This is a genomic window from Acidovorax sp. LjRoot194 (genome assembly GCF_964253015.1).
Classification (GTDB): domain Bacteria; phylum Pseudomonadota; class Gammaproteobacteria; order Burkholderiales; family Burkholderiaceae_C; genus Acidovorax.
The window spans coordinates 158,922-185,644 of the sequence record NZ_CAXUQB020000001.1 but is presented as its reverse complement, the minus strand read 5'-3'; the positions used below and the strand labels follow the sequence as shown (position 1 = coordinate 185,644).

The 26,723-nt window shown below is 67.6% G+C and carries 25 protein-coding genes; 12 read left to right on the top strand and 13 right to left on the bottom strand.

The genetic code is table 11. From position 1 onward, the window contains the following. The first annotated feature begins 159 nt into the window (after positions 1–159). Both ACSQ3N_RS00865 and ACSQ3N_RS00860 read left to right on the top strand, forming a co-directional pair. Positions 160–2,124, top strand: a complete 1,965-nt coding sequence (locus tag ACSQ3N_RS00865) for an acyl-CoA synthetase (protein ID WP_436145350.1) — start codon at positions 160–162, stop codon at positions 2,122–2,124. A gap of 116 nt (positions 2,125–2,240) precedes the next feature. After that, positions 2,241–3,278, top strand: a complete 1,038-nt coding sequence (locus ACSQ3N_RS00860; protein WP_235507250.1) for a Bug family tripartite tricarboxylate transporter substrate binding protein — start codon at positions 2,241–2,243, stop codon at positions 3,276–3,278. 272 nt (positions 3,279–3,550) lie between these two features. Here ACSQ3N_RS00860 and ACSQ3N_RS00855 read toward each other — a convergent pair whose 3' ends face one another. After that, entirely contained in the window at positions 3,551–5,743 is a 2,193-nt protein-coding gene (locus ACSQ3N_RS00855) for an acetoacetate--CoA ligase (protein WP_056163063.1), read from the bottom strand. A gap of 192 nt (positions 5,744–5,935) precedes the next feature. Further along, complete coding sequence (locus ACSQ3N_RS00850; RefSeq protein ID WP_235507249.1) at positions 5,936–6,766, bottom strand: M48 family metallopeptidase; 831 nt, start codon at positions 6,764–6,766, stop codon at positions 5,936–5,938. A 74-nt stretch (positions 6,767–6,840) separates the two neighbouring features. Here ACSQ3N_RS00850 and ACSQ3N_RS00845 point away from each other — a divergent pair, with 74 nt between their 5' ends. The 3 genes from ACSQ3N_RS00845 to ACSQ3N_RS00835 all read left to right on the top strand — a co-directional run bounded on the left by ACSQ3N_RS00845 (position 6,841) and on the right by ACSQ3N_RS00835 (position 9,139). Beyond that, the gene (locus ACSQ3N_RS00845) at positions 6,841–7,071 is read left to right on the top strand and encodes a hypothetical protein (protein ID WP_156371933.1); all 231 of its coding nucleotides are present in this window, start codon (positions 6,841–6,843) and stop codon (positions 7,069–7,071) included. A gap of 161 nt (positions 7,072–7,232) precedes the next feature. Next, entirely contained in the window at positions 7,233–7,844 is a 612-nt protein-coding gene (locus tag ACSQ3N_RS00840) for a TetR/AcrR family transcriptional regulator (RefSeq protein WP_056163059.1), read from the top strand. A 380-nt stretch (positions 7,845–8,224) separates the two neighbouring features. After that, positions 8,225–9,139: an alpha/beta fold hydrolase gene (locus tag ACSQ3N_RS00835; RefSeq protein ID WP_056163056.1), complete on the top strand. Its 915-nt coding sequence runs from the start codon at positions 8,225–8,227 to the stop codon at positions 9,137–9,139. Here ACSQ3N_RS00835 and ACSQ3N_RS00830 read toward each other — a convergent pair. Beyond that, positions 9,123–10,277: a trans-sulfuration enzyme family protein gene (locus ACSQ3N_RS00830; RefSeq protein ID WP_436145349.1), complete on the bottom strand. Its 1,155-nt coding sequence runs from the start codon at positions 10,275–10,277 to the stop codon at positions 9,123–9,125. The genes ACSQ3N_RS00835 and ACSQ3N_RS00830 overlap by 17 nt on opposite strands. Positions 10,278–10,353: 76 nt before the next feature. Between ACSQ3N_RS00830 and ACSQ3N_RS00825 the strand changes: the two genes are divergently transcribed. The 3 genes from ACSQ3N_RS00825 to ubiM all read left to right on the top strand — a co-directional run bounded on the left by ACSQ3N_RS00825 (position 10,354) and on the right by ubiM (position 13,384). Beyond that, a complete protein-coding gene (locus tag ACSQ3N_RS00825; RefSeq protein ID WP_056163052.1) occupies positions 10,354–11,172 on the top strand; it encodes an AraC family transcriptional regulator in 819 nt (272 codons plus the stop codon). Positions 11,173–11,291: 119 nt separating this feature from the next. Continuing rightward, the gene (locus tag ACSQ3N_RS00820; protein ID WP_056163049.1) at positions 11,292–11,723 is read left to right on the top strand and encodes a hypothetical protein; all 432 of its coding nucleotides are present in this window, start codon (positions 11,292–11,294) and stop codon (positions 11,721–11,723) included. A 311-nt stretch (positions 11,724–12,034) separates the two neighbouring features. Continuing rightward, positions 12,035–13,384, top strand: coding sequence for a 5-demethoxyubiquinol-8 5-hydroxylase UbiM (ubiM, locus tag ACSQ3N_RS00815; protein WP_056163046.1), 1,350 nt, complete (start codon positions 12,035–12,037; stop codon positions 13,382–13,384). Between the two features lie 192 nt (positions 13,385–13,576). Here the strand turns inward: ubiM and ACSQ3N_RS00810 are convergent, their stop codons facing one another. Then, on the bottom strand, positions 13,577–14,542 hold the full coding sequence (locus tag ACSQ3N_RS00810; protein ID WP_235507248.1) for a class I SAM-dependent methyltransferase: 966 nt from the start codon (positions 14,540–14,542) through the stop codon (positions 13,577–13,579). A gap of 254 nt (positions 14,543–14,796) precedes the next feature. Further along, complete coding sequence (locus ACSQ3N_RS00805; protein WP_056163394.1) at positions 14,797–15,558, bottom strand: zf-TFIIB domain-containing protein; 762 nt, start codon at positions 15,556–15,558, stop codon at positions 14,797–14,799. A 209-nt stretch (positions 15,559–15,767) separates the two neighbouring features. Here ACSQ3N_RS00805 and ACSQ3N_RS00800 point away from each other — a divergent pair, with 209 nt between their 5' ends. Continuing rightward, positions 15,768–17,060, top strand: coding sequence for a solute carrier family 23 protein (locus ACSQ3N_RS00800; RefSeq protein WP_056163040.1), 1,293 nt, complete (start codon positions 15,768–15,770; stop codon positions 17,058–17,060). Between the two features lie 24 nt (positions 17,061–17,084). On the opposite strand, the gene ACSQ3N_RS00795 is transcribed toward ACSQ3N_RS00800, so the two are convergent. After that, a complete protein-coding gene (locus tag ACSQ3N_RS00795) occupies positions 17,085–17,903 on the bottom strand; it encodes an alpha/beta fold hydrolase (protein ID WP_235507247.1) in 819 nt (272 codons plus the stop codon). A gap of 396 nt (positions 17,904–18,299) precedes the next feature. Here ACSQ3N_RS00795 and ACSQ3N_RS00790 point away from each other — a divergent pair, with 396 nt between their 5' ends. Further along, positions 18,300–19,451, top strand: coding sequence for an ABC transporter substrate-binding protein (locus tag ACSQ3N_RS00790; protein WP_056163387.1), 1,152 nt, complete (start codon positions 18,300–18,302; stop codon positions 19,449–19,451). A 170-nt stretch (positions 19,452–19,621) separates the two neighbouring features. Beyond that, complete coding sequence (locus ACSQ3N_RS00785) at positions 19,622–20,044, top strand: hotdog fold thioesterase (protein ID WP_056163384.1); 423 nt, start codon at positions 19,622–19,624, stop codon at positions 20,042–20,044. 278 nt (positions 20,045–20,322) lie between these two features. Here the strand turns inward: ACSQ3N_RS00785 and ACSQ3N_RS00780 are convergent, their stop codons facing one another. Together ACSQ3N_RS00780 and ACSQ3N_RS00775 are read right to left on the bottom strand one after the other, a co-directional pair. Then, positions 20,323–20,895 (bottom strand): cob(I)yrinic acid a,c-diamide adenosyltransferase, encoded by a 573-nt coding sequence (locus tag ACSQ3N_RS00780; protein WP_436145348.1) that lies wholly within the window; start codon positions 20,893–20,895, stop codon positions 20,323–20,325. 230 nt (positions 20,896–21,125) lie between these two features. Next, entirely contained in the window at positions 21,126–21,563 is a 438-nt protein-coding gene (locus tag ACSQ3N_RS00775) for a hypothetical protein (RefSeq protein ID WP_056166699.1), read from the bottom strand. Between the two features lie 370 nt (positions 21,564–21,933). Here ACSQ3N_RS00775 and ACSQ3N_RS00770 point away from each other — a divergent pair, with 370 nt between their 5' ends. Next, positions 21,934–22,296 carry a calcium-binding protein gene (locus tag ACSQ3N_RS00770; protein ID WP_056166696.1) on the top strand — a complete coding sequence of 121 codons (363 nt, stop codon included), beginning with the start codon at positions 21,934–21,936 and terminating at the stop codon, positions 22,294–22,296. A gap of 191 nt (positions 22,297–22,487) precedes the next feature. On the opposite strand, the gene ACSQ3N_RS00765 is transcribed toward ACSQ3N_RS00770, so the two are convergent. The 5 genes from ACSQ3N_RS00765 to ACSQ3N_RS00745 all read right to left on the bottom strand — a co-directional run bounded on the left by ACSQ3N_RS00765 (position 22,488) and on the right by ACSQ3N_RS00745 (position 26,499). Then, complete coding sequence (locus tag ACSQ3N_RS00765) at positions 22,488–23,285, bottom strand: amino acid ABC transporter ATP-binding protein (RefSeq protein WP_056166694.1); 798 nt, start codon at positions 23,283–23,285, stop codon at positions 22,488–22,490. Continuing rightward, positions 23,269–23,922: an amino acid ABC transporter permease gene (locus tag ACSQ3N_RS00760; protein ID WP_056166691.1), complete on the bottom strand. Its 654-nt coding sequence runs from the start codon at positions 23,920–23,922 to the stop codon at positions 23,269–23,271. Before ACSQ3N_RS00760 ends, ACSQ3N_RS00765 begins: the two co-directional genes overlap by 17 nt. Positions 23,923–23,928: 6 nt before the next feature. After that, positions 23,929–24,603 carry an amino acid ABC transporter permease gene (locus ACSQ3N_RS00755; protein ID WP_056166688.1) on the bottom strand — a complete coding sequence of 225 codons (675 nt, stop codon included), beginning with the start codon at positions 24,601–24,603 and terminating at the stop codon, positions 23,929–23,931. Positions 24,604–24,817: 214 nt separating this feature from the next. Continuing rightward, positions 24,818–25,639: a transporter substrate-binding domain-containing protein gene (locus ACSQ3N_RS00750; RefSeq protein WP_056166684.1), complete on the bottom strand. Its 822-nt coding sequence runs from the start codon at positions 25,637–25,639 to the stop codon at positions 24,818–24,820. Next, entirely contained in the window at positions 25,636–26,499 is an 864-nt protein-coding gene (locus tag ACSQ3N_RS00745) for a GntR family transcriptional regulator (RefSeq protein WP_056166681.1), read from the bottom strand. The genes ACSQ3N_RS00750 and ACSQ3N_RS00745 overlap by 4 nt, the downstream gene beginning before the upstream one ends. Positions 26,500–26,723: the final 224 nt, after the last annotated feature.

Genomic DNA, 26,723 nt, shown 5'->3' with positions numbered 1-26,723 from the left:
GGCTGTGCGCGGCGTTTTCTGTAGGCACACCGCCCGCCCGGCAGAGCGGCGACGCCCGCCGCGGGCGCATGGCGCGGTGGGGGTCCCCCTGGGGACGCCCCGAGATTGTCAGGACGGCCCGCCGGCCCAACAATGCCTGATCCGTCCACTGCCGACCCCATGACCACCACCTCCGCACCGCCCCTGAACCCGCCCTTCTCCCGGGTGGCGAGCATCCGCAGCCTGGCCGACGTCGAGCGCCTGGAGGCCCGGCCCCTGGCCCAGGCGCTGCCGGTGCAAAGCACCTACGAGATCTTCTGCAACGCAGCCCACGCGTTCGGCGACAAGACCGCGCTGACCTTCCTGCCCACTGCCAACCCGGACGACACACCGATGCGCTGGTCGTTCAACCAGCTGCTGGCCGGCATCCACCAGACGGCCAACCTGCTGCACACGCTGGGTGTGGGTCCCGAGGACGCTGTGGCCGTGCTGCTGCCCGGCTGCCTGGAATACCACCTGGCCCTGTGGGGCGGCGAGGCGGCGGGCATCGTGCAGCCGCTCAACCCCATGCTCACCGACGAGAAGATCGCGGCCATGATGACCCTGGCACGCGCCAAGGTACTGATCGCCTGGGGCGACGAGCGCACCGACGGCGACGCAGGCCTGTGGGCCAAGGCCTTGCGCCTGCGCGGCCAGGTGCCGACGCTGACCACCGTGCTGCGCGTGGCGCCGCATGACGAGGCGCAGGGCGACGTAAAGGGCGCGACTCCCGCGCTGCCCGATGGCGTGATGGACTTCGCGGCACGCACCGCGCAACCCGCAGACCACCTGGTGAGCCGCCGGCGCATCGCGGCCACCGACATCGCCGCGTACTTTCACACCGGCGGCACCACGGGTGCGCCCAAGCTCGCGCGCCACAGCCACGGCGCGCAGGTGTTCACCGCCTGGGGCAGCGTGCAGATGCAGGGCATCACGCCGGGCGACGTGGGCATCAACGGCTACCCGCTGTTCCACGTGGCGGGTGTGCTGCCGGGCTCGCTGGCCGCGCTGTCTGCGGGGGTGGAGACCATCATCCCCACCACCGGCCTGTTCCGCAACCGCGAGGTCATCGCCAACTACTGGCGCCTGGCCGAGCGCTACCGCTGCACCTACCTCTCGGCCGTGCCCACGGTGCTGGCCGCGCTGGCCAACGTGCCGCTGGATGGCGCCGACATCCGCTCGCTGCGCTACTGCCGCACCGGCGCGGCCATCCTGGCGCCCGAACTGGCGGCGCGCTTCGAGCGGCTGTTCGGCCTGCATGTGCACGAGAGCCTGGGCATGACGGAGATGGCCGGCATCTCCACCATCACGCCGCCGGGCGTAGAGGCCCCCGCAGGCTGCGTGGGCTGGCGGCTGCCGTACACGCAGCTGCGCATCGTGGCGCTGGATGCGCACGGCAATGCGTCGGACCAGGACATGCCGCCCGGCGAGGCGGGCATGGTGCTCTTCAAGTCGCCCAACCTGTTCTCGGGCTTTCTGGACGCGGCCGACACGGCCCGCGCCTTCACGCACGACGGCTGGCTGGCCACGGGCGACCTGGGCTTTGTGGATGGCGAGGGGCGGCTGCACCTGAGCGGCCGCTCCAAGGACCTCATCATCCGCAGCGGCCACAACATCGACCCCAAGGTGATCGAAGATGCGCTGGGCGCCCACCCCGCCGTGCAGCTGTGCGCCGCCGTGGGCGCGCCCGATGCCTATGCGGGCGAGCTGCCCGTGGTCTACGCCACGCTGGTGCCGGGCGCCGAGGCCACCGCGGCCGAGCTGCTCGCCTTCACCGCCGGGCGCGTGGACGAAGCCGTGGCCCGCCCGCGCTGGGTGCAGGTGCTGGGCAGCATGCCGGTGACCAATGTGGGCAAGATCTTCAAGCCCGAGCTGCGCCTGCGAGCGGCCTGCCACACGGTGGCCGCGCTGGTGGATGCAGCCTGCGCGGAGCTGGGTGCCGACGGCGCGCGCGATGTGCTGCCCGACGGGGACAACGCCGTGCGCGTGGTGATCGCCACCGACGGCACGCCCGACGCGGCCGAGGCCCTGCAGGCGCGCCTGGACGCGATGCTGGCGCCGCTGCCGGTGCGCACCACGGTGCAGGTGGTGCAGGCCAAGGCCTGATCCGGCCGGCTGACCAGCCGGGTTGCGCCCACCCGTTGCTTCCTTTTTGATCTTGCTGTTTTCGCTGCGTTCTGCTTTGCTGCTTTTCCGTCCATAACCATTCCAGGAGACACCGCATGACCACACCGGCCCCGAAGACGACGATGACAACGAAGAACATCAACGCGATGAACCGCCGCGCCTGGCTCGGCGCCGCGGCGCTGGCGCTGTCCGCCGGCAGCGGCACGGCTGCGTTCGCGCAGGCCGCGCCGTACCCTAGCAAGCCCATCAAGGTGGTCGTACCCTTCGCCGCAGGCGGCGCCACCGACGTGCTGGCGCGCGTGCTGGCCGAGAAGATGGCCGTGGGCCTGGGCCAGCCCATGGTCATCGACAACAAGCCCGGCGCGGCCGGCATCATCGGCACCGACGCGGTGGCCAAGGCCCCGCCCGACGGCTACACGCTGCTGCTGGGCCTGAGCAATTCGATGCTCACCAACCAGTTCCTGTACACCAAGCTCCCCTACAGCCCCGAGCGGGACATCGCGCCCATCTACCAGATCGCGATCGCGCCGCTGGTGCTGGTGGCCCACCCCAGCGTGCCCGTGGCCACGGGCCCCGAGCTGCTCAAGTACGTGGTGGCGAACAAGGGCAAGGTCGCCTACGGCTCGTACGGCACGGGCGCCTACCCGCACCTGGCCGGCGCGTACATGAGCCAGTCGCAGAACGCCGACATGAGCCACGTGGCCTACCGCGGCGAGGCGCCCATGGTGCAGGACCTGCTGGGCGGGCAGATCCAGATCGCATTCGCCAGCGCGCTGCAGGTCAAGCCCCACCTGGAGGCCGGCAAGCTCAAGGCCATCGGCGTGAGCGGCGAGCGCCGCATGGGCACCCTGCCCAACGTGCCCACGCTGGCCGAGCAGGGCCTGAACGACGAGGCCTACCGCGTGGCGGGCTGGCTGGCCTTTGGCGCCCCTGCAGGCACGCCCCCGGCCATCCTGGAGCGGATCGCCGACGAAGTGCGCAAGGCCACGCAGCTGCCCGATGTGGCCCAGCGCATCGCGGCGATGGGGTTCGACGTGCAGAGCAGCTCGCCCGCGTTGTTTTCCGCCGCGATTGCGAAGGAGCGGCCAGTGTGGGAGCGGTTGATCAAGGCGTCTGGGGCGAAGCTGGATTGAGGCGTGGATGACTGGGGGCCTGTCGCCCTGACCACATCGCCGATAACGCCCCGAAACTCCCTCTCCCCTTGCGGGAGAGGGCGGGGGAGAGGGGTGATAAGGCACGGCGCCTCGCACAAGCCCCCTCTCCCCAACCCTCTCCCACGAGGGGAGAGGGAGCTAAAACCGGGCGCCGCTAATGCTTGGTAGATCTGGGGTCGACAAGGTCTTCGCGCACTCGCGTAAAACCAAGTCCAAACGGCCGCTACCGCTTACTCCATCTGCCCTAGCAGCTATGCATTTTGTAGCTTCGCAGCCCGCTCCGCCGCAAACGCCACATACCATTCCAGACACCCCGGGTTCGCCATCGCATCCTTGTTGACCACCTTCTCTATCGGCTGCCCCAGCAGCAGCTTCTTGATCGGCAACTCCTGCTTCTTGCCGCTCAGGGTGCGCGGCACCTCGGCCACCACAAAGATGTCGTCTGGCACAAAACGGGGAGATAGCGCCGTGCGCACCGCACCGTTGATGCGGCTGCGCAGGGCATCGTCCAGCACGCTGCCAGCGCGCAGCACCACGAACAGCGGCATGTAGCTCTCGCGGCCCAGGTACTCCAGGTCCACCACCAGGCTGTCGAGCACCTCGGGCAAGGACTCGACTGCGCTGTAGATCTCACTCGTGCCCATGCGCAGGCCGTGGCGGTTGATGGTGGCGTCGCTGCGGCCGTAGATGACGCAGCCGCCGTGGGCGCCGATCTTGAGCCAGTCGCCATGGCGCCACACCGCGCCCATGCTGGCGGGGCCGTCGCCACCACCTGGCTTGCGGCCGTGGCCTGCGGGGTACATGTCGAAGTAGCTCGACAGATACCTCGACCCGAACGGATCGCCCCCACGCTTCCCCACTGCGTGTGGGTCGCTGCCCCCCAGGGGGGCCTTCGTACCTTGGGGCGGCCCGGCGGTGCTCACGTCGCCCCACAGGTACAGCGGCATCGACGGGATCGGCTGCGCGCACACCAACTCGCCCACCTCGTCCATGACCGGCAGGCCCTCGGCGTTCCAGGACTCCACCGCCGCGCCCAGCATGCGGCACTGCATCTCGCCGGGCACCTGGGGCAGTTCGCGGTGGCCGCCGATGAAGGCGCCGCAAAAATCGGTACCGCCAGAGATGTTGTTCCACCAGATGCCGGATGTGCCCAGCGCCTCGAACTGCGCAGTCCCCCACTCCTGCACCTCGGGCGACAACGGCGAGCCCGTGGTGCCCAAAGCGCGGATGCGGGTCAGGTCGCCATAGTCCGCAAGCGTGATGCCTGCCTTCATGCAATTGGCAAAGAACGCGGCACCCGCGCCGAAAAAGGTCACGCCGGTATCGGCCGCAAAGCGCCACAGCACACCCCAGTCCGGGTGCTCCTTGCTGCCGCCCGGGTTGCCGTCGTAGATCACGCAGGTGGTGCCCGACAGCAGCCCCGAGAGCTGCGCATTCCACATCACCCAGCCGGTGGAGCTGTACCAGTGGTAGCGCTCGCCGAAGCTGTTGGGCTCGTAGCTGCAGCCGATGTCGTTGTGCAGCACCTTGAGTTGCAGCGCCACCAGCACCGTGCCGCCGTGGCCGTGCACGATGGGTTTGGGCAGGCCGGTGGTGCCGCTGGAGTAGACGATCCACAGCGGGTGGTCGAAGGGCAGCCACAGGGGCTCGAAGGCAGTGGTGTCAGCATCGTTGCGGGCGGTAGCGCTCGTCCAGCTTTCCCAGCCAGCCATGGACACCGATGTATCCAGGTTGCCCAGCATGATGCCGTGCTGCACGCTGGGCAGCGTGGCGCGCAGCTCTGCCAGCACAGCCGTGCGGTCGTGGTCGCGGCCGCCGTAGCTCACGCCGTCCACGCCGATCAGCACCTTGGGCTCGATCTGCCGGAACCGGTCGAGCACCGCATGCGTGCCCATGTCGGGCGCGCAGATGCTCCACACGCCGCCGATGCTCACCGTGGCCAGAAAGGCGACCATCGCCTCGGGCACGTTGGGCAGGTAGGCGGCCACGCGGTCGCCGGGTTCAATGCCCTGGGCCTTGAGATGCAGCGCCAGGGATGCGACCTGGCGGCGCAGCTCGGGCCAGCTCATTTCGCGGTGGTGGCCTTTTTCGTTGCGGCTGATGATGGCCGGCAGTCCGGCAGCGTGCGCGGCATCTACATGCCGCAGCGCCTGCCGCGCGTAGTTGACCTGCGCGCCCGGGAACCACTGCGCGCCCGGCATGGTGTTGTGTGCCAGCACGGCGGTGTGCGGCGTGGGCGACTGCAGATCAAAGTAGTCCCACACGCTTTGCCAAAAGGCGTCGAGCTCCGTGGTGGACCAGCGCCACAGCGCGTCGTAGCTGTCGAACGCGATGCCGCGCTCGTCGCGCAGCCAGTTCTGGTACAGGCGGATCTGGGGGATGTAGGGCGGTCGTGCGCCCTCGGCCGAGGTACCTGGGCCGACGGGGGGTGTTGTTGTCTCCATCGCCTGCAAGGTAGCAGCGCATCCGTGCAGGCGCCACCGCGGACAGTCACCTGTTGGACATCCACCACGGCCATGGGCTCCCAGAACGCTGCCCATCAAAAAAATGGGCCTCGCAATGCGACGCCCATTTTTTGATGATTTCTGGCCCTGCCGCTTGTCTGCGGAGCGCCAGCAGCTATGCTTTCAATAGCATCACTTCTTGCCGGCTGCCTTGTCACGCATGCGGTCGGCGCGGGCGCCTGGGTCGGGGTGCGACGACAGCATCTGGTCCATGCCGCCTTGTTTGCCGCTCAAAGAAGCGATCTTGCGGAAAGCGCCTTCCATCGCCTTGACGTTGTATTTGTGCTTTTGCATGAAGGCCAGGCCGTAGTCGTCCGACTCGGTTTCCTGGCTTTGCGAGAACTGGCTGTTGAGCATCTTCTCGCCCAGCTCGCCCAGGTCCGAGTCAGCCAGCTTGGCCCCTGCGCCGCCCGAAGCGGCCATGGCCTTGCGGCCGGCCGATGCCATGTAGGCGGTGCGCATGGCGCTCATGGTGTGCGCGTGCTTGACGTGGCCGATCTCATGACCGATGACACCCAGCAGCTCCTGGTCGTTCATCATGTCCATCAGGCCCGCGTACACCCGGATTGAGCCGTCGGCCGTGGCGTTGGCGTTCACCTCGTTGCTCAGGTACACCTTGAAGTTGAGCTTCATGCCGTCTTCATTGACATGCTTGGCTGTCAGGCGGGCCAGGCGCTTTGCATGCTTGTTGCCGGGGGGTGCGAGTTTTTCCGTGCGGTCGCCATAGGCGCGGTATTGCAGCGCCACGGACTTGAGTTCGTCGTCCGACACAGTGGCGGCTTTGAACACGTCCAGCACAGCCCCTACCTTGTTCTCTGACTTGCTGGCGCCGGAACCGCCGGAATTGGTCGAGCCCAGCGCCGAAGAAACGGACGACAGTCCGCTGGCGGAGCCACCGTCGGTGGTTGCACAGCCGGTCAGGCACAGCGCGCACGCCATGGCGATGTAAGTCAGTCGTTTCACAGAATGGTTTCCCTCTTTGGATGAATTTGCGATGGAGCAACGCGCCGCTCTGGCGGCGCAGGCGCACAGGCCTGGTGACGCATTTGCAACCGCTGCAGCGGCTTGTTTCAAATGGCGGGCGATTGTTTCATGCAGCTACCGGCGATTTTTTGGCTGAAGGCCGCGATTGCAACCGTTCGTATCGTCGCCGCGGGCATCGAGGCCTGCACCAGGAGGCAGACCAAAGCGCCAACGACATCACGGTGATCCTGTGCAAAGCAATCATGTGGCGCGTTTCAACCGCCGAGGCAGTTCAGCGACTGTGATCTGGAGCTCGGTTGCAAGAGCCGCCCGCCATTGGCAGACGACTTACATGCACTAACAATTCCAAGGACTCCCAGCAAGCACTGGCGAGAGCAATGGCTGGCTTTTGCAGCCACGCAGACTGTCATCCCATCTTTAGCACAAGTGTGCTAAATTCTGATCCATGGACGCCAAGACCCAAAAAGCAGAGCTCACCCGTGCCGCCATCGTCGGCGCTGCGCTGGATCTGGCTGCGGCCGAGGGGCTGGAATCGATCACGCTGCAGGCCGTGGCCGACCGCGTGGGCTTGTCCAAGAGCGGCGTGTTCTCGCGCGCCGGCTCGCGTGAGGCCTTGCAGAAGGCGGTGATCGAAGAGTTCGGCCGCCGCTTTCTGGCCGATGTGTTCGTGCCGTCCATGCAGCACCCCAAGGGCCTGCCGCGCCTGAACGAGATCGTGCGCCGCTGGATCGCCCGCACACGCGATGTCGAAGCCTTCACCGGCTGCATCTACACCGCCGGTGCCTTCGAGCTGGACGACTGCGACGGCGAGCTGCGCGATCAGCTGCATGGCGAGATCACGCGCTGGCGCGCTGCCCTGCGGCGCACGGTGCTGCAGTCCATCGAGGCCGGACACCTGCCGGCCGACACGCCCGCGGACCAGCTGGTGGGTGAGATCTACTCGATGATCATGGGTCTTTTGCACGATGTGCGCTTTCTGCGTGATCCGCAGGCCGTGCAACGCGTGGAGGCGTCGTGGGCGCGCCTCCTCAAGAGCTACCAGCCGACGGCTGCCTGAAAACTGCTGCGCCATGGAATCTCTTGCTTTGTTTTGCCCCAATTTCGCACAACCGTGCGAAGAAAGGAAATGCCATGTTGATCTTTCTGATACTGGCGGTTGCCATCGCCGCTGCGCGCGCCGTGCAGGCGCTGCGCGACACACTCGCCCGGCTGCCGCGCAGCAACCGCGACTGGATTTTTTACTGAGCGCGGCTCCCACACGCTTCTGGCGCCGTTGCCGCGCGCTGGTCATACCACCCCACTGCCTGCAACGCAGCGCATGGCCAGAACCGCTTTGCCCCGTTGTGTGGCCCGCCCTCAACGCCCGCGCCCGGCCCCAGGCCGCGCCGCGCCAACCACCTCATCCCCCCTGTGTTGTTGATTTTCCGGAGCACCGCCATGAGCCATTCCAACGCCCTGCAGGCCACCACCCACTTCTACGGCGGACATGCCGGCATGCGGCTGCTGCGCACCGCCCTGGGCGCTGCCGAGCGCCTGTGGCCCGCCCTGGCCGTGCGCGCGGCCTACCGCCTGTTCGGAACCCCCTTGCCCCTGCGCAGGCCCGGCACCAACGCCCTGCCCACCGGTGCGTGGCGCACCGAGCGCTGGCCGTTTGAAGATGCCGAGATCACGCTCTACACGCCCCAGGCGCAGCCCCACGGCCCCGCTGTGCTGCTGCTGCACGGCTGGGGCGGCCATGCGCGCCAGATGCTGCCGCTGGCCGACGCACTGACCGCGCGGGGCCTGCGCCCGGTGCTGGTGGACTTGCCCGCGCACGGCGGCAGCCGGGGCCGCGTGAGCAACCTGGCGCAGTTCGCCCGGGCCATCGAATACGCCACGGCCCGCCTGCACGCGCAGGACTCGGCGCCCACCGCGGTGGTGGCGCATTCGCTGGCGGCCAACGCAGCCGCCCATGCGGCCAGCCGCGGCCTAGCCACGGGTCGGCTGGTGCTGCTGGCGCCGCCCGCATCGCCGCATGAATACACGCGCCTGTTCGCGCAGGTGTTCGGCCTGTCGGAGCGCACCCGCGCCGCGATGCAGCGGCGCATCGAGGCGCGCGAAGGCATTCTGATGGGCCAGTTCGAGCCCCCCGCCGTGGGCCCGCGCATCGCCCTGCCCACGCTGGTGGTGCACGACCGGGGCGACCGCATCAACCGCTTTGCCGACGGCGAGGCTTACCGCGACTGCATTGCGGGCGCCACGCTGATGCCCACCGAAGGGCTGGGGCACCGCAAGATCCTGCAACACGCCGAGGTGCTGCAGGCCGTGGTGGACTTCGTGGCCCCATCGGCTGCGGTCAACCCAGAACGCTGAGCGCTTGTGCGAGGTCCGCGCGCAGATCCGCGGCGTCTTCCAGCCCCACATGCAGGCGCACCAGGCGGCCCGCGTCGGGCAGCGTGGCGAGGGTGCGCAGGTGGTAGGGCACGGCGGGCAGCACCAGGCTTTCGTAACCGCACCAACTCGTGCCCAGGCTGAAGAGTTCCAGCGCATCGATGAACGCGCCGAATGCGACCTCGCTGCACGGCGCCAGCTCGAAGGTGAAGGGCCCGGCAGCGCCTGAAAACTGCGCGCGCCAGAGCGCGTGGCCCGGGTCGGAGGGGAGCGCGGGGAACAGCACGCGCCGCACCTGCGGCTGCTGTTGCAGCCACTGGGACATCGCCAGGGCGGTCCGCTGGTGTCGTTCGAGCCGCACTGCCAGCGTGCGCAGGCCGCGCAGCGCAAGCCAGCACACATCGGGCGCCGCATGCGCGCCGCTGCGATCGCAAAAGCGCCGCGTGCTGGCCAGGTCTGCGTGCGACCCCGTGATGAGCCCCAGCATGAGGTCGGAGTGCCCGTTGATGTATTTGGTGGCCGAATGGATGGCGATGTGCACGCCCAGGGCGTGGGCATCCAGGAAAACCGGCGTGCCCCAGGTGGCGTCCACCGCCACCGGAATGTGCCGCTGGCGCGCCGCTGCGCACACGGCACGCGCGTCCAGCATCTCCATGGTCAGCGACGCGGGGGTCTCGATGTAGACCAGGCTCGTGTTGTCCCGCAGGTAGGGCGTGATGTCGGCCCCTTCCGGAAAGTACTCCACCGCGGTGCCCTGCGGCACCAGTTCCTGGTCGCAGAAGATGCGCGTGGGGCCGTACACACCCTGGTTCAGCAGCAGGTGGCGACCCGGCCCGGCGTGGGCGCTCAGCACGGCCACGATGGCCGCCAACCCGCTGGCAGTGGCCAGGCAGGTTTCAGCACCCGCCAACGCGGCCATGCAGCGCTGCAGCTCGAACGTGGTCGCGGTGCCCGAGCGGCCGTAGCGCGGCGAATCGAACACCGTCTGGTGGTGCGCATGTTTGTAGTCGGCCAGGGTGTCGAACACGACGGTCGAGGCCCGCACCAGCGGCGGGTTGATGGCTTGGGCGGCGCGGGCCGTCTCGCGGCCTGCATGGACAAGGAAGGTGGTGGTGTGCATAGGCTGCGTGAGTGTGTTGGCGAGGTGCGCGGAGGTACGGAGGTATTGCGAGAAGGCGGTTTCATAATAGAAGTGCATGTCAGCACCAGAACGCCAACAAACATCGCCAGAACGCCAAGACGCCGGGCTGTGGGCCACGCTGGCCAAAACGCATGCGGCGGGCACCCGGTTGCCCGTGCACCAGCACCGCAGCGGCCAGCTGGTGTTTGCTACGCGGGGTGTGATGCTGGTGGAAACCCCGCAGGCGCGCTGGACCGTGCCGCCGCAGCGGGCGCTGTGGGTGCCTGCGCACCATGCCCATGCGATTGAAGTCCTGTCTGCCACCGACCTGCGCACCGTGTACTGCCAGCCAGCGCTGGTGGCGCAGTGCGCATCGTTTGAGCGCCGGGACGAGGTGCACGCGGTGGTCGCGTCGCCGCTGATTCAGCAACTGGTGCTGGGGCTCTTCAACAGCGGCTTCGACCACCCCACGCGGCAGCTGATGGTGTCTTTGCTGCTGCACACGCTGCAGCACACCCCTTGCCTGCCCACCCACCTGCCGATGCCCGCCAGCGAAGGGCTGCGGCGCGCGCTTGCGCTGTTGCTGCAGTCCCACCGGTGGCAGCTTCCGCTGCACGATCTCGCGGCCGAAGCTGCCGTGTCGGACCGCACGTTCACCCGGCGGTTCACGGCAGAGACAGGTGTGAGCTTTCGCGTCTGGCGCCAGCGTGCACGCATCATTGCCTCGCTGGACCTGCTGGCCTCGGGCCGGCCGGTCAAGGCCATCGCGCACGCTATGCAGTTCGAGAGCCCCGCCGCGTACATCGCTTCGTTCCGCGCGCTGCTCGGCTGCACGCCGAACGCCTTCCGGGGGCTCCCGCAGGGCGAAGCTTTCGGGGTCCCGTCACAGCCGTAGCCACGGCGTGGGCGGGCTCTGCCGTGCGGTGCCGCCCCGGCCGGGCCCTCCTCTATGATTCACGGTCCGCAGCCCCGCGCGCTGCACGACAACCCACGGCCGTCCGCCACGCTTCTCCCATGCACTTTCTCACGTCCGCCTGGCCTGCACTGGCCTACCTGCTGCCCGCGCTGGTGCTGGTGTCTGCCATCTACTTTCTGGCCAAGGGAGACAGGCGTGCGTTGGCGCACCTGATGGCGCTGCTGGCGTGCTTCCTGATCGGTGCATTGCTGATGGAGTTCTTCATCTTCATGGCCGCGCGCATGGCCCGCTCGGGCAGCCGCGATGCCGTGCTGGGCATGGGCACCCGCCAGTTGCTGGAGACGATGGCCAACCCACGCTCCATCTCAGCGCAGCCCTTGTCGCTGGCCGCCGTGGCCGCCTACAGTGTGCTGGCCGCGTACCTGTGGCTGCTGGTCACCTGGGCGCTGCACCTGCGCGGCAAGCCCGCAGGCGGTGCCCGCAAGAAGAAGCCCGCCAAAGCCTCTGCCCGCAAGTCGGCACGCGCCTGAGCACGGCTTCTATCAGGCACTTTTTTAGTTTTTTGACGGCCTACCGCTGGATGGGCGGGCGTCAGCAGCTATTTATTTGATAGCAATTACTTTGACGGGCCATCTGGGTGGCTTCGTCATGCTGCCCACAGCCTCCACAGATCCCCATCGCCACCGCATGGCCCGTGCGTTGCCAATGTGCGGCCAGCCGCCAGCACCTCGTCAGGCTTGATGCAGGGCAAACCCGGCCGCCACGGGCGCATCCACAATGGCAGGCGGTCCCCTCCGATTGCAGGGGCTTGCGTACCGGGCGGTGCACCCGCTCCTCGGCCATGACATCCACCGCCACCTCCCTTTCTCACAGCGACGTCCTCATCGTCGGCGCGGGGCCTGCGGGCCTGTCGCTGGCCATCTCGCTCGCCCAGGCGGGGTTCACCGCCACCGTGGTCGAGCAGCAACCGCAAGCTGCGTTGGCGGACCCCGCGCCCGACGGCCGCGAGATCGCGCTGACCCACCCCAGCCGCGCCACGCTGCAGCGGCTGGGCACCTGGGCGCTGCTCGCGTCGCACGAGACCGGTGCCATCCGCACGGCGCAGGTGCACGACGGGCCGCTCGGCCAACACAGCGCGCTGCAGCTCGATGCCCGGCGCGCGGGCCATGATGCCCTGGGCTTCATCGTGCCCAACCACGCGCTGCGCCGCACGGCCCATGCAGTGGCTGCGCAAACGCCTGGAGTGCGCATCGTGACCGGCGCGCAGGTGACACGCGTCGCCACCCTGGCCACGCATGCCGAGCTGGAATACCGCCTGCCGTCCGACCCCGCGGCGCGCCCCGGCATCTACAGCGCGACACCGCCGACCGAGCGGCTGCAGGCACCGCTGCTGGTGGCGGCCGACAGCCGCTTCTCGGCCACGCGTCGACAGCTGGGCATCGGCGCGCGCATGACGGACTTCGGCCGCACCGTCATCGTCTGCCGCATGCACCATGCCCTGCCCCACGGTGGCGTGGCGCACGAGTGTTTTGGCTACGAGCGCACGCTGGCCATACTGCCTCTGCCGGATGCGGTGGATACGTTGGATGCAACCGACTCCGCCGGCAGCCGACATCTCTGCTCGGTCGTCGTTACCGCGGGCGCTGCAGATGCAGCCGCTCTGATGGCCTTGCCCGCCTGCGAATTTGCCGCCCAGGTGCAGGCGCAGTTCCGCGGCCGCCTGGGGCCCATGCAGCTCGACGGCGAACGCCACGCCTACCCGCTGGTGGCCGTGTACGCAGACCGCTTTGCCGCCCACCGCTGCGCCCTGCTGGGCGACGCCGCCGTGGGCATGCACCCGGTGACGGCCCACGGCTACAACCTGGGCCTGGCCGGCGTGGAGCGCCTGACCACCGCCCTGCAGACCGCGCGCCGCCGGGGCCGCGACATCGGCGACAGCCGCGTGCTGGCCGCCTACGCGCGCGCCCACCACCACCATGCATGGCCGATCTACGAAGGCACCAACGCCATCGTGCGGCTGTACACCGACGCACGCCCCCTGCCCCGCCTGCTGCGCCAACTGGTGCTGCAAGGCGCACGCCGCCTGCCTCCCCTGCAAGCCGCCATCGTGGGCCAGCTGACCGGCAAGCCGCCCGGATGGATACAGGCACTGGCAGCGGGCCGCAACCCTGCACCACTTCAAAAAACATAGCCGCCAGCGCCCGCCTGGATTAGCCTGCAGCCGCATTTGCACTGCAACCCAAATCCGACAAGTGCCACCAGCTATATTTTCAATAGCACGCTGCCGTTGCAACTGGCGCACCCCAAAGCCAGTGCCACCGTGGAACTGGCTCCGCCAGGCCACGGGTGGCGTCCCCCTGCGGGAGAAGGCGCCGAAGGCGACTCAGGGGGAGTCGTGCACCCCCAGCGTCACCATGCCGTACAGCGGCGCGCCCAGCCAGGGCCACCACAGCGTCTCCAGCGCCAGGCCCGCCCAGCCATAGCATTCCGCCACGCTGTGCTCGTGCAGCAGCTCCAGGCGCGGGTGCACGGCGGCCAGGTCGGACAGGCGCGCCACGCCCCAGCGGAACTCGGCCCCGGTGGGCCCCACGCTCGCATGGCGGGCCGCCGTGCCCACTGCGCGGTGGGTCAGCACATCCAGCACCAGGCGCGAGCCCGCGGGCGCGCACTGCGCGAACTCGGTCAGCACGGCCTCGACCTGCGCGGGCTCCAGGTACATCAGCACGCCTTCGCACAGCACCAGCACGGGCTGCGGCGGCGGCTCGCCGGCGGCGGCATCACGCGTCGGCAGGCCCAGGCGGCCCCACCAGCCGGGCTCGGTGATGTCCACCTCGGCCAGGCGGGCGCGCGGGCACTGCGCAGGCAGCAAGGGGCGGCGCAGCGCCATCACCTCGGGCAGGTCGGCGTCCAGCCAGTGGTTGGCACCGGTGTCCAGCCACTGAAAATGGTGCGACAAGCCGCAGCCCAGGTTCACGCCCTGGGCCCCGGGGTGCATCAGGAAGAATCCCTGCGCCGTGTCGCGAATGAACCGCGTGCGCCACAGCACGTTGAGCACCGTGGGCAGGTCGTTGAGGTAGGCCTCCACGTCGGCGCCCAGGCGCTCCAGCAGCTCGGCAGCCACCGCATCGCCGCACGCCAGCCACGGAAAATAATGGTCGCCCCGCGCCCGTGCCGCCAGCGGGATGAGCAAAGTGCTGGGCACGGCGGGCAGCGCTGCGTGCCCCGGTGTGGCGGCGGCGGCCGCGCTGCGGGATGCAGCAGCGCCAGGCACTGCGCGGCGGGGCGCCACGGTGCGGGGCGCGGATGCTTTGGTACGGCGTCGGGTGGGGGATGATGGCTGCAGCGGCAAGATCGTCTCCTCCTGGGGTCGCAGGGGCGCCACGGTGGGCGGGATGCATCGGCGAAAGCAAGCGGGTGGGCCCCGCAACGGCCCGGGCTGCGGTCCGCGCGCTGTGGCGGGCCACCGCGGACGCTGAGCCGCCTGGACGGCCGGGGCGCAAGGGCCAGTGCCTTGCCCATTGTGGCGCCAACCCCGGGGCCACGCGGCCATTCCGAGCCGCAGCGCAGGGGTATAAGAAAACTTGGAAAAGAGCGCGCGTTGGTTCACACCCTTTTGATCAAGACGTCCCACACCAGCGAGATTCCCGCGGCCAGCAGGTCACCGGTGAAGGAGTCGTCGTCGTTATCGCGCCTGCCGCTGAACGCGCTTTTTTGCCGCTCCCGCTCGGCCCGGCTGCGGTCGCGCTCCAGCGCCACCAGGGCGTCACCGATGTCCACCGCGGCGGCGTGCGTGCCGGGTGCGGCGTGGGCCGGGCGGGCGCTGGCCCGGGCGTAGCCTTCCATGGCCCGCACCACGGCATCAGGGTCGATGAGCGAGAACGCTGCGCGGCAGTAAGGACACGCGTGGTCCTTGCGGATGTCCACCGGCGCGCCGCAGCTGGTGCAGTAGATGGCGCCTACGCGCTTGGCCAGGTCGTCGATCTCGGGGCGCGTCAGGTGGCGCACGAAGCCTTTCTCGACCATGAACGACGAGAACGTGCTGAACCTGCCGTGCTGGCGCGCGCAGCGGTAGGTCATGTAGCGGCCGCTGCGCACCACGTCGAAGCCCTTGTCCAGCGAGCAGCTGCAGCGGGGGCAGGACATGCGCGACTCCAGCGGGCGGTGTTCATCGGTGCGGTGTTCGTGCAGCAGCCGGAACAGGTCCACCACGGCCTGGGGCGATAGCTTGAGGTTCTCGTACCGGTCGAGCCAGATGCCCTGGCAGCCGTAGCAGATATCCAGCTCCAGTTCGTGCCCGGTGTTGCTGGTGAACAGGTGGGCCTGCATGGGCTGGCGGCATGATGGGCAGGACGGTGCGGATGGCATCATGGTTGTCGTTGTGGGTGATGACGGCGGGCCCCCTCGCCCGCCGATGGCCGCATCCTAACGCTGTGCCGCTGTGCCGCTGTGCTGCACCCGCAGTGCGCCCTGTCGCCCCCCGGCCCCAGGCCCGGGTCTTCCCTGCATTCCATGGACCGCGGGTGGATTCATCCACTAGCATTCGCGCCTCGAACTACAAAGTACAAGGAACATCCATGGGATTCATGAACTGGCAAGAAAAAAGCGCTGCCGTGCTGCAGCAAGGCGGGGTGATAGCGCCCGACGAGCGGCTGCCCTGGCCCCAGACCGCGGTGATGGGTTTGCAGCACGTGATCGCCATGTTCGGCGCGACGGTGCTGGCGCCCATCCTCATGGGATTTGACCCCAACGTGGCCATCCTGATGAGCGGCGTGGGCACGCTGATCTTCTTTATCGTGACGGGCGGACGGGTGCCCAGCTACCTGGGCTCGAGCTTCGCGTTCATCGGCGTGGTGATCGCGGCCACAGGCTACGCGGGCAAGGGGCCCAACGCCAACATCGCCGTGGCGCTGGGCGGCATCATCGCCTGCGGCCTGCTCTACACGCTGATCGGCGCGCTGGTGCAGGCCATTGGCACAGGCTGGATCGAGCGCTTCATGCCGCCGGTGGTCACGGGCTCGGTGGTGGCGGTGATCGGCCTGAACCTGGCCGGCATCCCGATCAAGAACATGGCGGCCAGCAACTTCGACAGCTGGATGCAGGTGGTGACCTTCGTGAGCGTGGGCCTGGTGGCGGTGCTCACGCGCGGCATGGTGCAGCGCCTGCTGATCCTGGTGGGGCTGATCGTGGCGAGCATCATCTATGCGGTGCTGACCAACGGCCTGGGCCTGGGCAAGCCCATCGACCTGTCCATCCTGGCGAACGCGGCGTGGGTGGGCATGCCCAACTTCGCCGCGCCCGTGTTCGACGGCAACGCGATGCTGCTGATCGCCCCGGTGGCCATCATCCTGGTGGCCGAGAACCTGGGCCACATCAAGGCCGTCACGGCCATGACCGGGCGCGACCTGGACCGCTACATGGGCCGCGCGTTCATCGGCGACGGCGTGGCCACCATGGTCAGCGGCGGCGTGGGCGGCACGGGCGTGACGACCTATGCCGAGAACATCGGCGTGATGGCCGCGACCAAGATCTACTCGACCGCCGTGTTCCTGCTGGCGGGCGTGTTCGCGCTGGTGCTGGGTTTCAGCCCCAAGTTCGGCGCGCTGATCCAGACCATTCCGCTGCCGGTGATGGGCGGTGTCTCCATCGTGGTGTTCGGCCTGATCGCAGTGGCCGGCGCCAAGATCTGGGTGGACAACAAGGTGGACTTCTCGCAGAACAAGAACCTGATCGTGGCGGCCATTACCCTCATCCTGGGCACGGGCGACTTCACGCTCAAGTTCGGCCAGTTCGCGCTGGGCGGCATCGGTACCGCCACATTCGGCGCCATCCTGCTGTACGCGCTGCTCAATCGCGGCAGCAGTCGTTAACGGCAGCCGGTTGCAGGGCCTGCCTCAGGGCAGGCTTTTCAACCAGTCCAGCACCTGGGCCGCAGCGACATCCGGGGTGTCGATGTGGCCCGCAGTCACCACCAGGTGCTTGCTGGCGGGATGTTCAGGGGCCTTTCGGTAAGCGAAGTCTTCGCCGGCGGCATACAGCGGGTCGTTGGTGCCGATGACCCACAGAAACGGCACCGGCTTTTTGAACGCCGCGGCCGTGCGCGGCATGTGTCCCAACCCTGCGGGATCGAAGTAGCTCCAGAGCACATCGGCCGGCATGCGAATGCTCTGGCGCTTGCCCTGGTTGAAGTCTTCCATCGCCAGTTTTTCACTGCCCTGGCCCCCCTTCACCAGTTCACCCGCCTTGTCCACTGCTTCTTTGCCGATGCCTTTGGAATACGTGAAAGCAGGCACATGCCCAGGCGCCAGCGCCACCACGGCATCGGCATCGCCCTCTTGCGCCATGTAGGCCATGGCGGCATTGGCGCCAAAACTTTGCCCCATGACCACCACGCGTTGGTAGCCCTTGGCGCGCAAGGCCTGCACCTGTGCGCTGACTTCCTTGAGCGCCTGGGGGTAAGGGATGTCGTAGTTGCGTCGCTGGGACCACGGCATTTCGATGGCGTTGACGGCGCAGTAGGGCTCCAACCGGCGCCCGAAGTGCCCGATGAACTGCGGGCTGCCCCATTTGCCGTGCATCAGGATCACAGCGCAGGGTTTGGATGCCACGTCCTGCGCACGGGCTTGCTGTGCGGTCCCTGCCAAGGCGGCGGACGCTGCGGCGATACACAGCCATGCACGTCGCCGAAATTCTGCCGCTGGTTGTCCGGTCATGTGTTCATGCCCCTTGATGGATGACCACCGCAGGCCGCTGTATGCGCCCTATGCGATGCTCGCCGTCGAATTCTAGGCAGAAACCAACGCGAGACCAGGCCAGCGTCGCCGCGTCAAAAATTGGGGGGCCTTGTCATCACCCTCCCATCGTCTGCCTGGCCATGGCCTGTCGATGTGGCCGGCGCGCGGGCACAGGCAGCACAACGCGAGGACTCGGCATCGCCCCTGTTGGCGTATCAGGGGCATGCTCTGTGCACGGCAGGGACCTTCGACAGCCAATTGCCAGCATCGCTAGATAAAATAAGGGTTTTCCCTAGGTCCATGGACCTCTCCCGTGTCTGCCCCCACCAGCCCCCATCCGGGGCTGGTTCTTTTTTGTCTGCGAGCTTTTTCACCATGCAACGTCGCCAGTTCACCCAATCCCTTGTCGCCGCCAGCACCGGCCTGCTGTTTGCCAACCCCTCGCGCGCCGTGGGCGTGCAGGACCCGATGGACGCCAAGAGCGTGGCCATCGGCTGCTCCATCGGCCTCACCGGCCCGCTGGCCAGCCTGGGCAAGGAGCTCAAGCAGGGGCTGGACGCAGGCATCGCCCAGGCGAACGCCCGCGGCATCCACGGCCGCGAGTTGAAGCTGGTGGTTTTGGACGACGGCTATGACGCAGCGCGCTCCGAAGCCAACGCGCGCAAGCTGATCGCCGACGGCGGCGTGGTGGCGCTGCTGTCGTGCATGGGCACGGCCAACAACCAGCGCATCCTGCCGCTGGTGGACGAAGCGCAGATCCCCTACGTGGCCCCGCAAAGCGGCGCGACGTCGCTGCGCAAGGCGGACTACCGCTCGGTGTTCCACGTGCGTGCCAGCTACTCCGACGAGGCCCAGCGCCTGACGCAAAAGCTGGTGGCCATGGGCATCACCGACCTGGCCATCGTGTACCAGGACACGGCGTTCGGCCGCGAATTCCTGGCCGACGTGAACAACGCCATGAAGGCCGCCAAGCAGCCTGCACCCAAGGCCTTCAAGCTCGACGCACAGGGCGCCCAGGTGGCCGACGTGGTCAAGCAGGCCGTGGCCGCCAAGCCCACCACGGTGCTGCTGGGCACCGCGGGCGATGTGTCGGCATCGCTGATCAGCGAGTTCAAGAAGGTGTCGCCCAGCACCCCGCTGGCCGCGACCAGCGTGGCGCTGTCGGGCGACAACCTGCGCCAGCTGGGCGGCAAGGCTTCCGGCCTGGCCCTGTCGATGGTGCTGCCCGACGCGAGCCGCACCAGCGTGGCCCTGGTGCGCGACTACCAGCGCGCCATGAAGGCCGCAGGTTTTCAGGAATTTTCGGCCCGCAGCTTCGAAGGCTATGTGAACGCCCGCGTGCTGACCGAAGGCCTGGAGCGCACCGGCCGTGAGCTGACCCGCGGCAAGCTGCGCAACGCACTGGCGGGCATCCGCAGCAACGACATGGGTGGCCTGATGATCGACTACGCAGGCAGCGCGCCGTATGTGGGCTCGCGCTTTCTGGAGCTGGGCGTGATGGGGGCCAACGGGAAATTCGTGGGATAAATCACCGAGGCGCTGCTCGCCTTTGCCGAGACCAGCAGGCGCCACGCCCCTGCACGGTCAGCGCCGACTTCGCGGGCGACCGAGCTGGCCCGGATGCGCCGGCCGCGCTGGCAGGCAGATGCGGGATGGGCACAATGGACGGTTTCTTCCCACTGCGGACCGAAGCCACCATGCCCATCTGGAAAAAGCCTGTCGATCTGGCCCGTCTCAACGCCGACCACCACAACACCGCTGCCTCGCACCTGGGCATCGAGATCATCGAATTGGGTGACGACTTCCTGCGCGGCCGCGTGCCCGTGGACCAGCGCACCAAGCAGCCGTTTGGACTGCTGCATGGCGGCGTGAGCGTGGTCCTGGCCGAATCGCTGGGGTCGGTAGGCGCCTACTACGCCAGCCCCGAAGGCCACAACGCCGTGGGCCTGGACATCAACGCCAACCACCTGCGCTCTGCGACCAGCGGCTGGGTGACGGCGACCGCGCGGCCCATCCACATCGGGCGCACCACGCAGGTGTGGCACATCGACATGGTCAACGACGCGGGCGAGCTGACCTGCGTGTCGCGGCTGACGATGGCGATCCTGGCTCCTAGATAAAGTACATCCCCCTGAGGCGCTTTGCGCCTCGGTGCTTGTCGCCAGAGGCGACAGCTCTTCGGACCGTCCAAGCCTGCGCAGGCAGGCTCGGAGCCGCGGCCCTCAGCCCCTTCCCGAATCGCTGCGCGATTCGGGAAGGGGGACGACACCAGTGGCCTGGCGAAGCCAGTTCCACGGTGTCTCTGGCGTTGGCAGCGCGCCAGTTTCAACGTGCTGCGCATTACCGGCCATTGAATCAATCGGCCTGCAGCGCCCGCAAAAAATGCGCGGGCAGCTATCTATTCAGTAGCATTTTCTTGCTTCGCCAGGCGCTCGCTTTTCCAGTACACGTCATCACCGCCGTCCATGCGGTTGAGCACGCGGGCCAGGACGAACAGCAAGTCCGACAGGCGGTTCAGGTATTGGCGCGGGGCGTCATTCAGCGGCTCGGCGGTGCCCAGGGCTACCACCACCCTTTCGGCCCTGCGCGCCACGGTGCGGCAGACGTGGGCCTGGGCTGCGGCGCGGGTGCCGGCGGGCAGGATGAATTCCTGAAGGCGCGGAAGCACGGCGTTGTGGTGCGCCAGGGCCTCGTCCAGGTCCAGCACCGCCTGGAGCTTGAGCAGTTCGAAGCCAGGGATCGACAGCTCGCCGCCCAAGTTGAAGAGCTGGTGCTGTATCTCGACAAGCAGGGTGCGAACATCGCTGGGCAGGGGCTCGCACAGCAGCAGGCCGATGTGGGAGTTGAGTTCATCCACATCGCCCAGCGCGTGGATGCGCAGGCTGTCTTTGGAGACGCGTTCGTTGTTGCCCAGGCCTGTGGTGCCGGCGTCGCCGGTGCGTGTGGCGATTTGTGTGAGTCGGTTGCCCATGGGTGCCTTGAGATAAAGGGTGGCGGTCTGCGCACTTGCGTCATCGCAAGCTGCCAGCCTGAAACTGTGCAGACCTAATTTTGCGCCACAGGCTCCGTCAAGACTTGTACAGCCACGCCGCAGCAAAATGCCCGCACCCACTGACTCACCGCAAAGTGGATCAGTGGGTGCGGGCTTTGCGCAGAGGGAGCTAGCTGGCCAGCGCCCCCTGCAAACAGCCGTCCACGACTTTAGTGGGTCGTGGTGGGCGTGCGGTTCATGCGGTCGATGTCGGCGGTCGACACGCCCGAGCCCGTGGGCTTCATGTTGTTCCAGGACGATGTGTGGTACGCATCCCATTCAGCGCGAGACACCATGCCGTCGCCGTTGGTGTCCATCAGGCGGGCGTTGACGCGGGTGTCTGCCTTGGCCGCAGCCTTGCCACCAGACGCGCTGGGGTTGATCTCGGCCACAGGGGCGCCGCGGCCGTCACCGGCGGCAGGGTTGGCAGGGGTGGCGGTGCTGCGTGCAGCGCGGTCATCGGCCTTGTTTTGTGCGTTGGCCGCTGCGGGGCCACCCGATGCGGCAGGATTCACTTCCGATGGAGGACGTGGGGCATTGGGGGCCTGGGCCAGTGCGGCCGTGCAGGCAATGGTGGCGAGGGCGGCGATGAGGGTTTGCTTTTGCATGGATGGCTCCTTGATTGATCAGTGACACAACAGGGTTGAATGAAGCACGCAACTGTTGCGGGCTTGGAGTTCATTGTTGGAAGCGATGCGCCAGCACGGTGTAGGACTTTCGCGGTCACGCTGGTCAGCGTGCGGGGCGCTCAGTTACCGGTGAAAACCCCGCCAGCCAGTCGTTTTGAACGCCACGGGGGCCGGTGTGAGAGGCGGTACGTTTGGCTACATGCACGATGCATTGCTCCACAAAACAGGCCCTGGCAGTTACACCACGATGGCAAATGTTGGGTAAGGCAACAGCAGGCAAGAGTGCTGGTACTGAGGCCCTTGCTGCGGTGCAATAGAGCCCTGTTCAACTTCGAAGGAATCCACTTCCATGAAGGCACTGCAACGACGCACCTATTCGTTCGACACGCGCAGCGTGATGCTTTTCGCGGCCCTTTCTCTGGGCGGCGTGGGCGCATTGCAAGCACAGACGTCTTCGCCCCAGTTCGGCCCCAGTGAAAAGACTGCGCCCCAGGCTGGCTCCAAAAATTCCACCGGACCGGCCCTCGTGCCGGCCCCTCAATCCACCGCTTCCACCGCGGCCTTTGACCGGGCCGATGTGAACAAGGACGGCCAGCTCAGCACGCAGGAAGCCGCCAAACTGCCGGCCATCGTGCAGCGCTTCAAGGAGCTGGACGCCGACAAGAGCGGCACCCTGTCCCGCGCCGAATTCGAGAAAGGCGCCAACTCCTGATGCCCCTGCACTGACGCCACCGCACAGGGCCGCCACGCCCTGAGCCACGGCGCTACCCACACGTTTTATGCGGGCCCGGCGTTTGTAGAGCGGGTTCGTGAGCCTGCCCGCGCTGGAACTCCAGGGCGTGGGCAGGCTCTTGCGCGTGGGCCGATCGCGCAGATCAGTGGAGCTCGGCAGCTCGGCGCCACTCAATCGTGCAACGACGAAAGGAACTGCTGCAGCTCCGGCGTCTGCGGGTTGCCAAAAATCTCGGCGGGTGCGCCGGACTCATGCACGCGGCCCTGGTGCATGAAGATCACGCGGTCGCTCACCTTGCGGGCAAACGCCATCTCGTGCGTGACCATCATCAGCGTCATACCCTCAAGGGCCAGCGACTCCACCACGCGCAGCACCTCGCCCACCAGCTCCGGGTCCAGCGCCGAGGTGATCTCATCGCACAGCAGCACCTGTGGCTCCATGGCTAGGGCGCGCGCAATGGCCACGCGCTGCTGCTGGCCGCCCGACAGTTGCTCGGGCATGGCATCGAACTTTTCGGCCAGGCCCACGCGCTCAAGCAGCTTGCGCGCCTGGGCCTCGGCGGCCTTGGCGTCGCGCGCCTTCACCAGCGTGGGCGCGAGCATGATGTTGCGGCCCACCGAGAGGTGCGGAAACAGGTTGAAGCTCTGAAAGATCATGCCCACCTGCTGGCGCAGCGCGCGCATGGCCATGGCGCTTTCATGCATGAGTTTTTGACCATCGACGCTGAGCGCGCCTTCCTGGAACACCTCCAGGCCGTTCACGCAGCGCAGCAGCGTGCTCTTGCCCGATCCGCTCTTGCCGATGATGGCGATCACCTCGCCCTTGCGCACCTTGAGGTCGATGCCTTTAAGCACCTCGTTCGTGCCGTACGACTTGCGCAGCGCGGTGATCTCGACGATGGGGCGGCCCACGAGCGTTGCGTCTTGGGCAGCCACGGGAGCTGCGCTGGTGTCAGTGGCGGTTGCCATGGAGTTTCCTTTCAAGGGACTGCGCGACCAGGCTCACCGGGAAGCACAACACAAAGTACAGCAGGGCCACGCAGGCGTAGACGAGGAAGGGCTGGTAGGTGGCGTTGGAGATCATGCTGCCCGCCTTCGTCAACTCGACGAAGCCGATCACCGACGCCAGCGCCGTGCCCTTGATCACCTGCACCAGAAAGCCCACTGTGGGCGGCACCGCAATGCGCAGCGCCTGGGGTAGCACCACATGGCGCAGTTGCTCGCCGAAGTTGAGCGCCAGGCTCTGCGCGGCCTCCCACTGGCCCTTGGGGATGGACGCCACGCAGCCGCGCCAGATCTCGGTAAGGTAGGCACTGGTGTAGAGCGTGAGAGCAAACGCAGCCGCCGTCCACGGCGATGTCTTGATGCCGAACAGCGCGATGCCGAAGTACGCGAGGAACAGCTGCATGAGCAGCGGCGTGCCCTGGAACACCTGCACGTAGGCGCCGATGAGCCGCTCGGTGCCGCGCATCTTGGAAAGGCGCAGCACCAGCAGCAACAGGCCCACCAGGCCGCCGCCGATGAAGGCAATGAGCGAGAGCGACACCGTCCAGCGCGCGGCCAGCAGCAGGTTGCGCAGGATGTCCCACAACGAAAAGTCAACCATGGCGATCTACCTCCCCACCAGAAAACGCGCTCCCACCCACATCAGCAGGCGGCGGGTGAGCATGGACAGTGCCAGGTACACCAGCGTGGCCAGGATGAAGGCCTCGAACGCGCGGAAGGTGTTGCTTGAAATGAGGTTGGCGGCGTAGCTCAGCTCGGGCGTGGAGATCTGGCCGCACACGGCCGAGCCCAGCATCACGATGATGATCTGGCTGACCATCGCAGGCCACACCTTGAGCAGCGCGGGCGGCAGCACCACGCGCCGGAAGGTCTGGCCGGGCGTGAGCGCCAGGCTCTGCGCAGCCTCAATCTGGCCGCGCGGCGTGGCCTCGATGCCGGCGCGGATGATCTCGGCCGAGTACGCGCCCAGGTTGATCACCATGGCCAGCACCGACGCGACCTCGGGCGAGAGCTTGAGGCCCAGCGCCGGCAGCCCGAAGAACAGGAAGAACAGCTGCACGATGAACGGCGTATTGCGCACCAGCTCCACATAGGTTGCCACCGCCCAGCGCAGCGGCGCCGCGCGCGGGCCGAGATTGCGGGCACGCGCCCAGGCACAGGCCGTGCCCAGCAGCAGGCCCAGCACGGTGCCCACCACGGTGAGGCCGATGGTCCACACCAGGCCACGCACCAGCAGCGGCCAGGACGAGAGCACGGCAGAGAAGTCGAGTTGGATCAACATGGTGCTAGCGGCTTAGGTTGTGGATGCCTGTGTCCTGCAGTGCGCGTCATGGATGGCGGGATAGCACCTTCACGGCCTCCGCCAGCGCCCTCACACCCGTTCGGGCTGAGCCTGTCGAAGCCAGGGCGCGCACACAGCGCACACAGCACGCAGAGAGCGGCTTCCACAGGCTCATCAGCCTGAACGATGGGGAGGAGTCACAACGCGCCGTTGATCACAGAGGCAATTCACCTGCGGGGCGGCCCAGCCACTTGCTCGACAGCTTGTCGATGTCGCCGGACTTCTTCGCCTCGGCAATGATCTCGTTCACTCGCAGGCGCAGCTTGTCCTCGCCCTTGGCCACGCCGATGAAGTTGGGGCTGTCTTTCAGCAGCAGCTTGTATTCGGTCTGCAGGTTGGGGTTCTTCATCATGATGGTGCCGGCCGTGGAGGCGCTGGTGGCGATGGCCTGCGTCTGGCCCGACACGAAGGCCGAGATGCTGGCGGCGTGGTCTTCGAAGCGCTTCACGTCCACGCCAGCGGGCGCGACCTTGCCCAGCTCCTGGTCTTCCATCGCGCCACGCGTCACGGCGACCGACTTGCCGGTCAGGTCGGCAAAGCTCTTGATCGACAGGCTCTTGCTGGCGAACACGGCCTGGAAGAAAGGCGCATACGACGCGGTGAAGTCGATCACTTTCTCGCGCTCGGGGTTCTTGCCCAGCGTGGAGATCACGAGGTCGGCCTTCTGCGTCTGCAGGTAGGGGATGCGGTTGGCGCTCGTCACGGGGATCAGCTCGACCTTCACACCCAGCTTGGCAGCAATGTAGTTGGCCATTTCCACATCCAGGCCCTGGGGCTTGAGGTCGGTGCCGACGAAGCCGTAGGGCGGGTAGTCGGTGGGGATGGCGATCTTGATTTCCTTGGCCTTGAGGATGTTGTCCAGTGCGTTCTGCGCGTGGGCAGCGGGTGCCATGAGCGCGGCCGACAGGCCGGCGGCGGCGAGCACGCCCAGGGTCAGGCGGCGGGTCGATGGTGCAGGGGTGCGGCGGATGGTCATAGCAGGGCTCCTAGGTAGGTGGATGCGTCGGCGGGTGCTGCGTCGTTGTCGGACGCGGTGGAAAGGGAACGTGCGGTGGCGGCGCGCGGCTTGCGGGGCCGGCGCTTCTTGTCAGGTGCGACGGGGGTTGCAGGCTGGGCCGGCGTGGCAGCAATGGCGGACCTGGCAGCGCCCGGATCGGCGGCAGGGCTCTTGTGCATGGGAGCCAGCGCGTCGCGTAGCCCCGCCAGCGGGTCGGTGCTGGCCTGCAGGCGCAGTGCCGACTGCACCGAGCCGATGTGTTCGGACATCAGCGCCTCAGCCCGGGCGATGTCGCCGGCCTCCAGCGCCTCGACGATGCGCACGTGGTCCGCACAGGACTGCGCCGCATCGTGCGACGACTGGTAGAGCATGGCGATCAGTGTGGTGCGCGCCGTGAAGTCGCGCAGCGTGTCGGCCAGCAGGCCGTTGCCCAGGCATTCGGCCAGACAAACATGAAAGTCGCCCAGCAGGAAGCTGCGCACGCCCACATCGCTGCCCACCAGCGCCGCCTTCTCGCGCTGCAGGTGGGCCTTGAGCTGGCGCACGGCGGCCTTGTCGACCGACTTGAGCTGGTGCAACAGGCCGAGTTCGATCACGCGGCGCGCCTCGAAGGCCTCGCGGGCCTCGTCTTCCGACGGTTCGATCACATACCAGCCGCGCCGCGCGCTCACAGTGACGATGCCGCGGGTGGACAGGCGCGTGAGCGCCTCGCGCACGATGGTGCGGCTGCAGTCGAACAGCATCGCCAGCTGCTGCTCGCCCAGGCGCGAGCCGGGGGCCAGCTTCTGGGCCATCACGGCTTCGATGATGCGGTTGCTGATGTCGTTGGCGGTGGTCATTGCGCTCCACCGATTGCAGGTTCCGTGCCAACTGGTATACAAGTTCTGCGCACCAGGCTGGAGCACACAGGGGTTTGACGGCGTCCGGATCGGGCCTGCGCGCCCCGCCCTGGGGCATCACAGCGTCAGTTCGGGGCGTCTAAGGGGCGCCTGCAGCGGCGCGCCGTCCCGCTAGCACTCCTCATGTGCCCGGCAGGCAACCACCGGATGCAAAGGCGGTCCGC

What these genes read in the sequence shown, in the direction of transcription:
- ACSQ3N_RS00865 (WP_436145350.1), top strand. Translation starts at nt 160, where the DNA reads ATGACCACCACCTCCGCACCGCCCCTGAACCCGCCCTTCTCCCGGGTG.
- ACSQ3N_RS00860 (WP_235507250.1), top strand. Translation starts at nt 2,241, where the DNA reads ATGACCACACCGGCCCCGAAGACGACGATGACAACGAAGAACATCAAC.
- ACSQ3N_RS00855 (WP_056163063.1), bottom strand. Translation starts at nt 5,743, where the DNA reads ATGGAGACAACAACACCCCCCGTCGGCCCAGGTACCTCGGCCGAGGGC.
- ACSQ3N_RS00840 (WP_056163059.1), top strand. Translation starts at nt 7,233, where the DNA reads ATGGACGCCAAGACCCAAAAAGCAGAGCTCACCCGTGCCGCCATCGTC.
- ACSQ3N_RS00835 (WP_056163056.1), top strand. Translation starts at nt 8,225, where the DNA reads ATGAGCCATTCCAACGCCCTGCAGGCCACCACCCACTTCTACGGCGGA.
- ACSQ3N_RS00830 (WP_436145349.1), bottom strand. Translation starts at nt 10,277, where the DNA reads ATGCACACCACCACCTTCCTTGTCCATGCAGGCCGCGAGACGGCCCGC.
- ACSQ3N_RS00825 (WP_056163052.1), top strand. Translation starts at nt 10,354, where the DNA reads ATGTCAGCACCAGAACGCCAACAAACATCGCCAGAACGCCAAGACGCC.
- ACSQ3N_RS00820 (WP_056163049.1), top strand. Translation starts at nt 11,292, where the DNA reads ATGCACTTTCTCACGTCCGCCTGGCCTGCACTGGCCTACCTGCTGCCC.
- ubiM (WP_056163046.1), top strand. Translation starts at nt 12,035, where the DNA reads ATGACATCCACCGCCACCTCCCTTTCTCACAGCGACGTCCTCATCGTC.
- ACSQ3N_RS00805 (WP_056163394.1), bottom strand. Translation starts at nt 15,558, where the DNA reads ATGCCATCCGCACCGTCCTGCCCATCATGCCGCCAGCCCATGCAGGCC.
- ACSQ3N_RS00800 (WP_056163040.1), top strand. Translation starts at nt 15,768, where the DNA reads ATGGGATTCATGAACTGGCAAGAAAAAAGCGCTGCCGTGCTGCAGCAA.
- ACSQ3N_RS00795 (WP_235507247.1), bottom strand. Translation starts at nt 17,903, where the DNA reads ATGACCGGACAACCAGCGGCAGAATTTCGGCGACGTGCATGGCTGTGT.
- ACSQ3N_RS00790 (WP_056163387.1), top strand. Translation starts at nt 18,300, where the DNA reads ATGCAACGTCGCCAGTTCACCCAATCCCTTGTCGCCGCCAGCACCGGC.
- ACSQ3N_RS00785 (WP_056163384.1), top strand. Translation starts at nt 19,622, where the DNA reads ATGCCCATCTGGAAAAAGCCTGTCGATCTGGCCCGTCTCAACGCCGAC.
- ACSQ3N_RS00780 (WP_436145348.1), bottom strand. Translation starts at nt 20,895, where the DNA reads ATGGGCAACCGACTCACACAAATCGCCACACGCACCGGCGACGCCGGC.
- ACSQ3N_RS00775 (WP_056166699.1), bottom strand. Translation starts at nt 21,563, where the DNA reads ATGCAAAAGCAAACCCTCATCGCCGCCCTCGCCACCATTGCCTGCACG.
- ACSQ3N_RS00770 (WP_056166696.1), top strand. Translation starts at nt 21,934, where the DNA reads ATGAAGGCACTGCAACGACGCACCTATTCGTTCGACACGCGCAGCGTG.
- ACSQ3N_RS00765 (WP_056166694.1), bottom strand. Translation starts at nt 23,285, where the DNA reads ATGGCAACCGCCACTGACACCAGCGCAGCTCCCGTGGCTGCCCAAGAC.
- ACSQ3N_RS00760 (WP_056166691.1), bottom strand. Translation starts at nt 23,922, where the DNA reads ATGGTTGACTTTTCGTTGTGGGACATCCTGCGCAACCTGCTGCTGGCC.
- ACSQ3N_RS00755 (WP_056166688.1), bottom strand. Translation starts at nt 24,603, where the DNA reads ATGTTGATCCAACTCGACTTCTCTGCCGTGCTCTCGTCCTGGCCGCTG.
- ACSQ3N_RS00750 (WP_056166684.1), bottom strand. Translation starts at nt 25,639, where the DNA reads ATGACCATCCGCCGCACCCCTGCACCATCGACCCGCCGCCTGACCCTG.
- ACSQ3N_RS00745 (WP_056166681.1), bottom strand. Translation starts at nt 26,499, where the DNA reads ATGACCACCGCCAACGACATCAGCAACCGCATCATCGAAGCCGTGATG.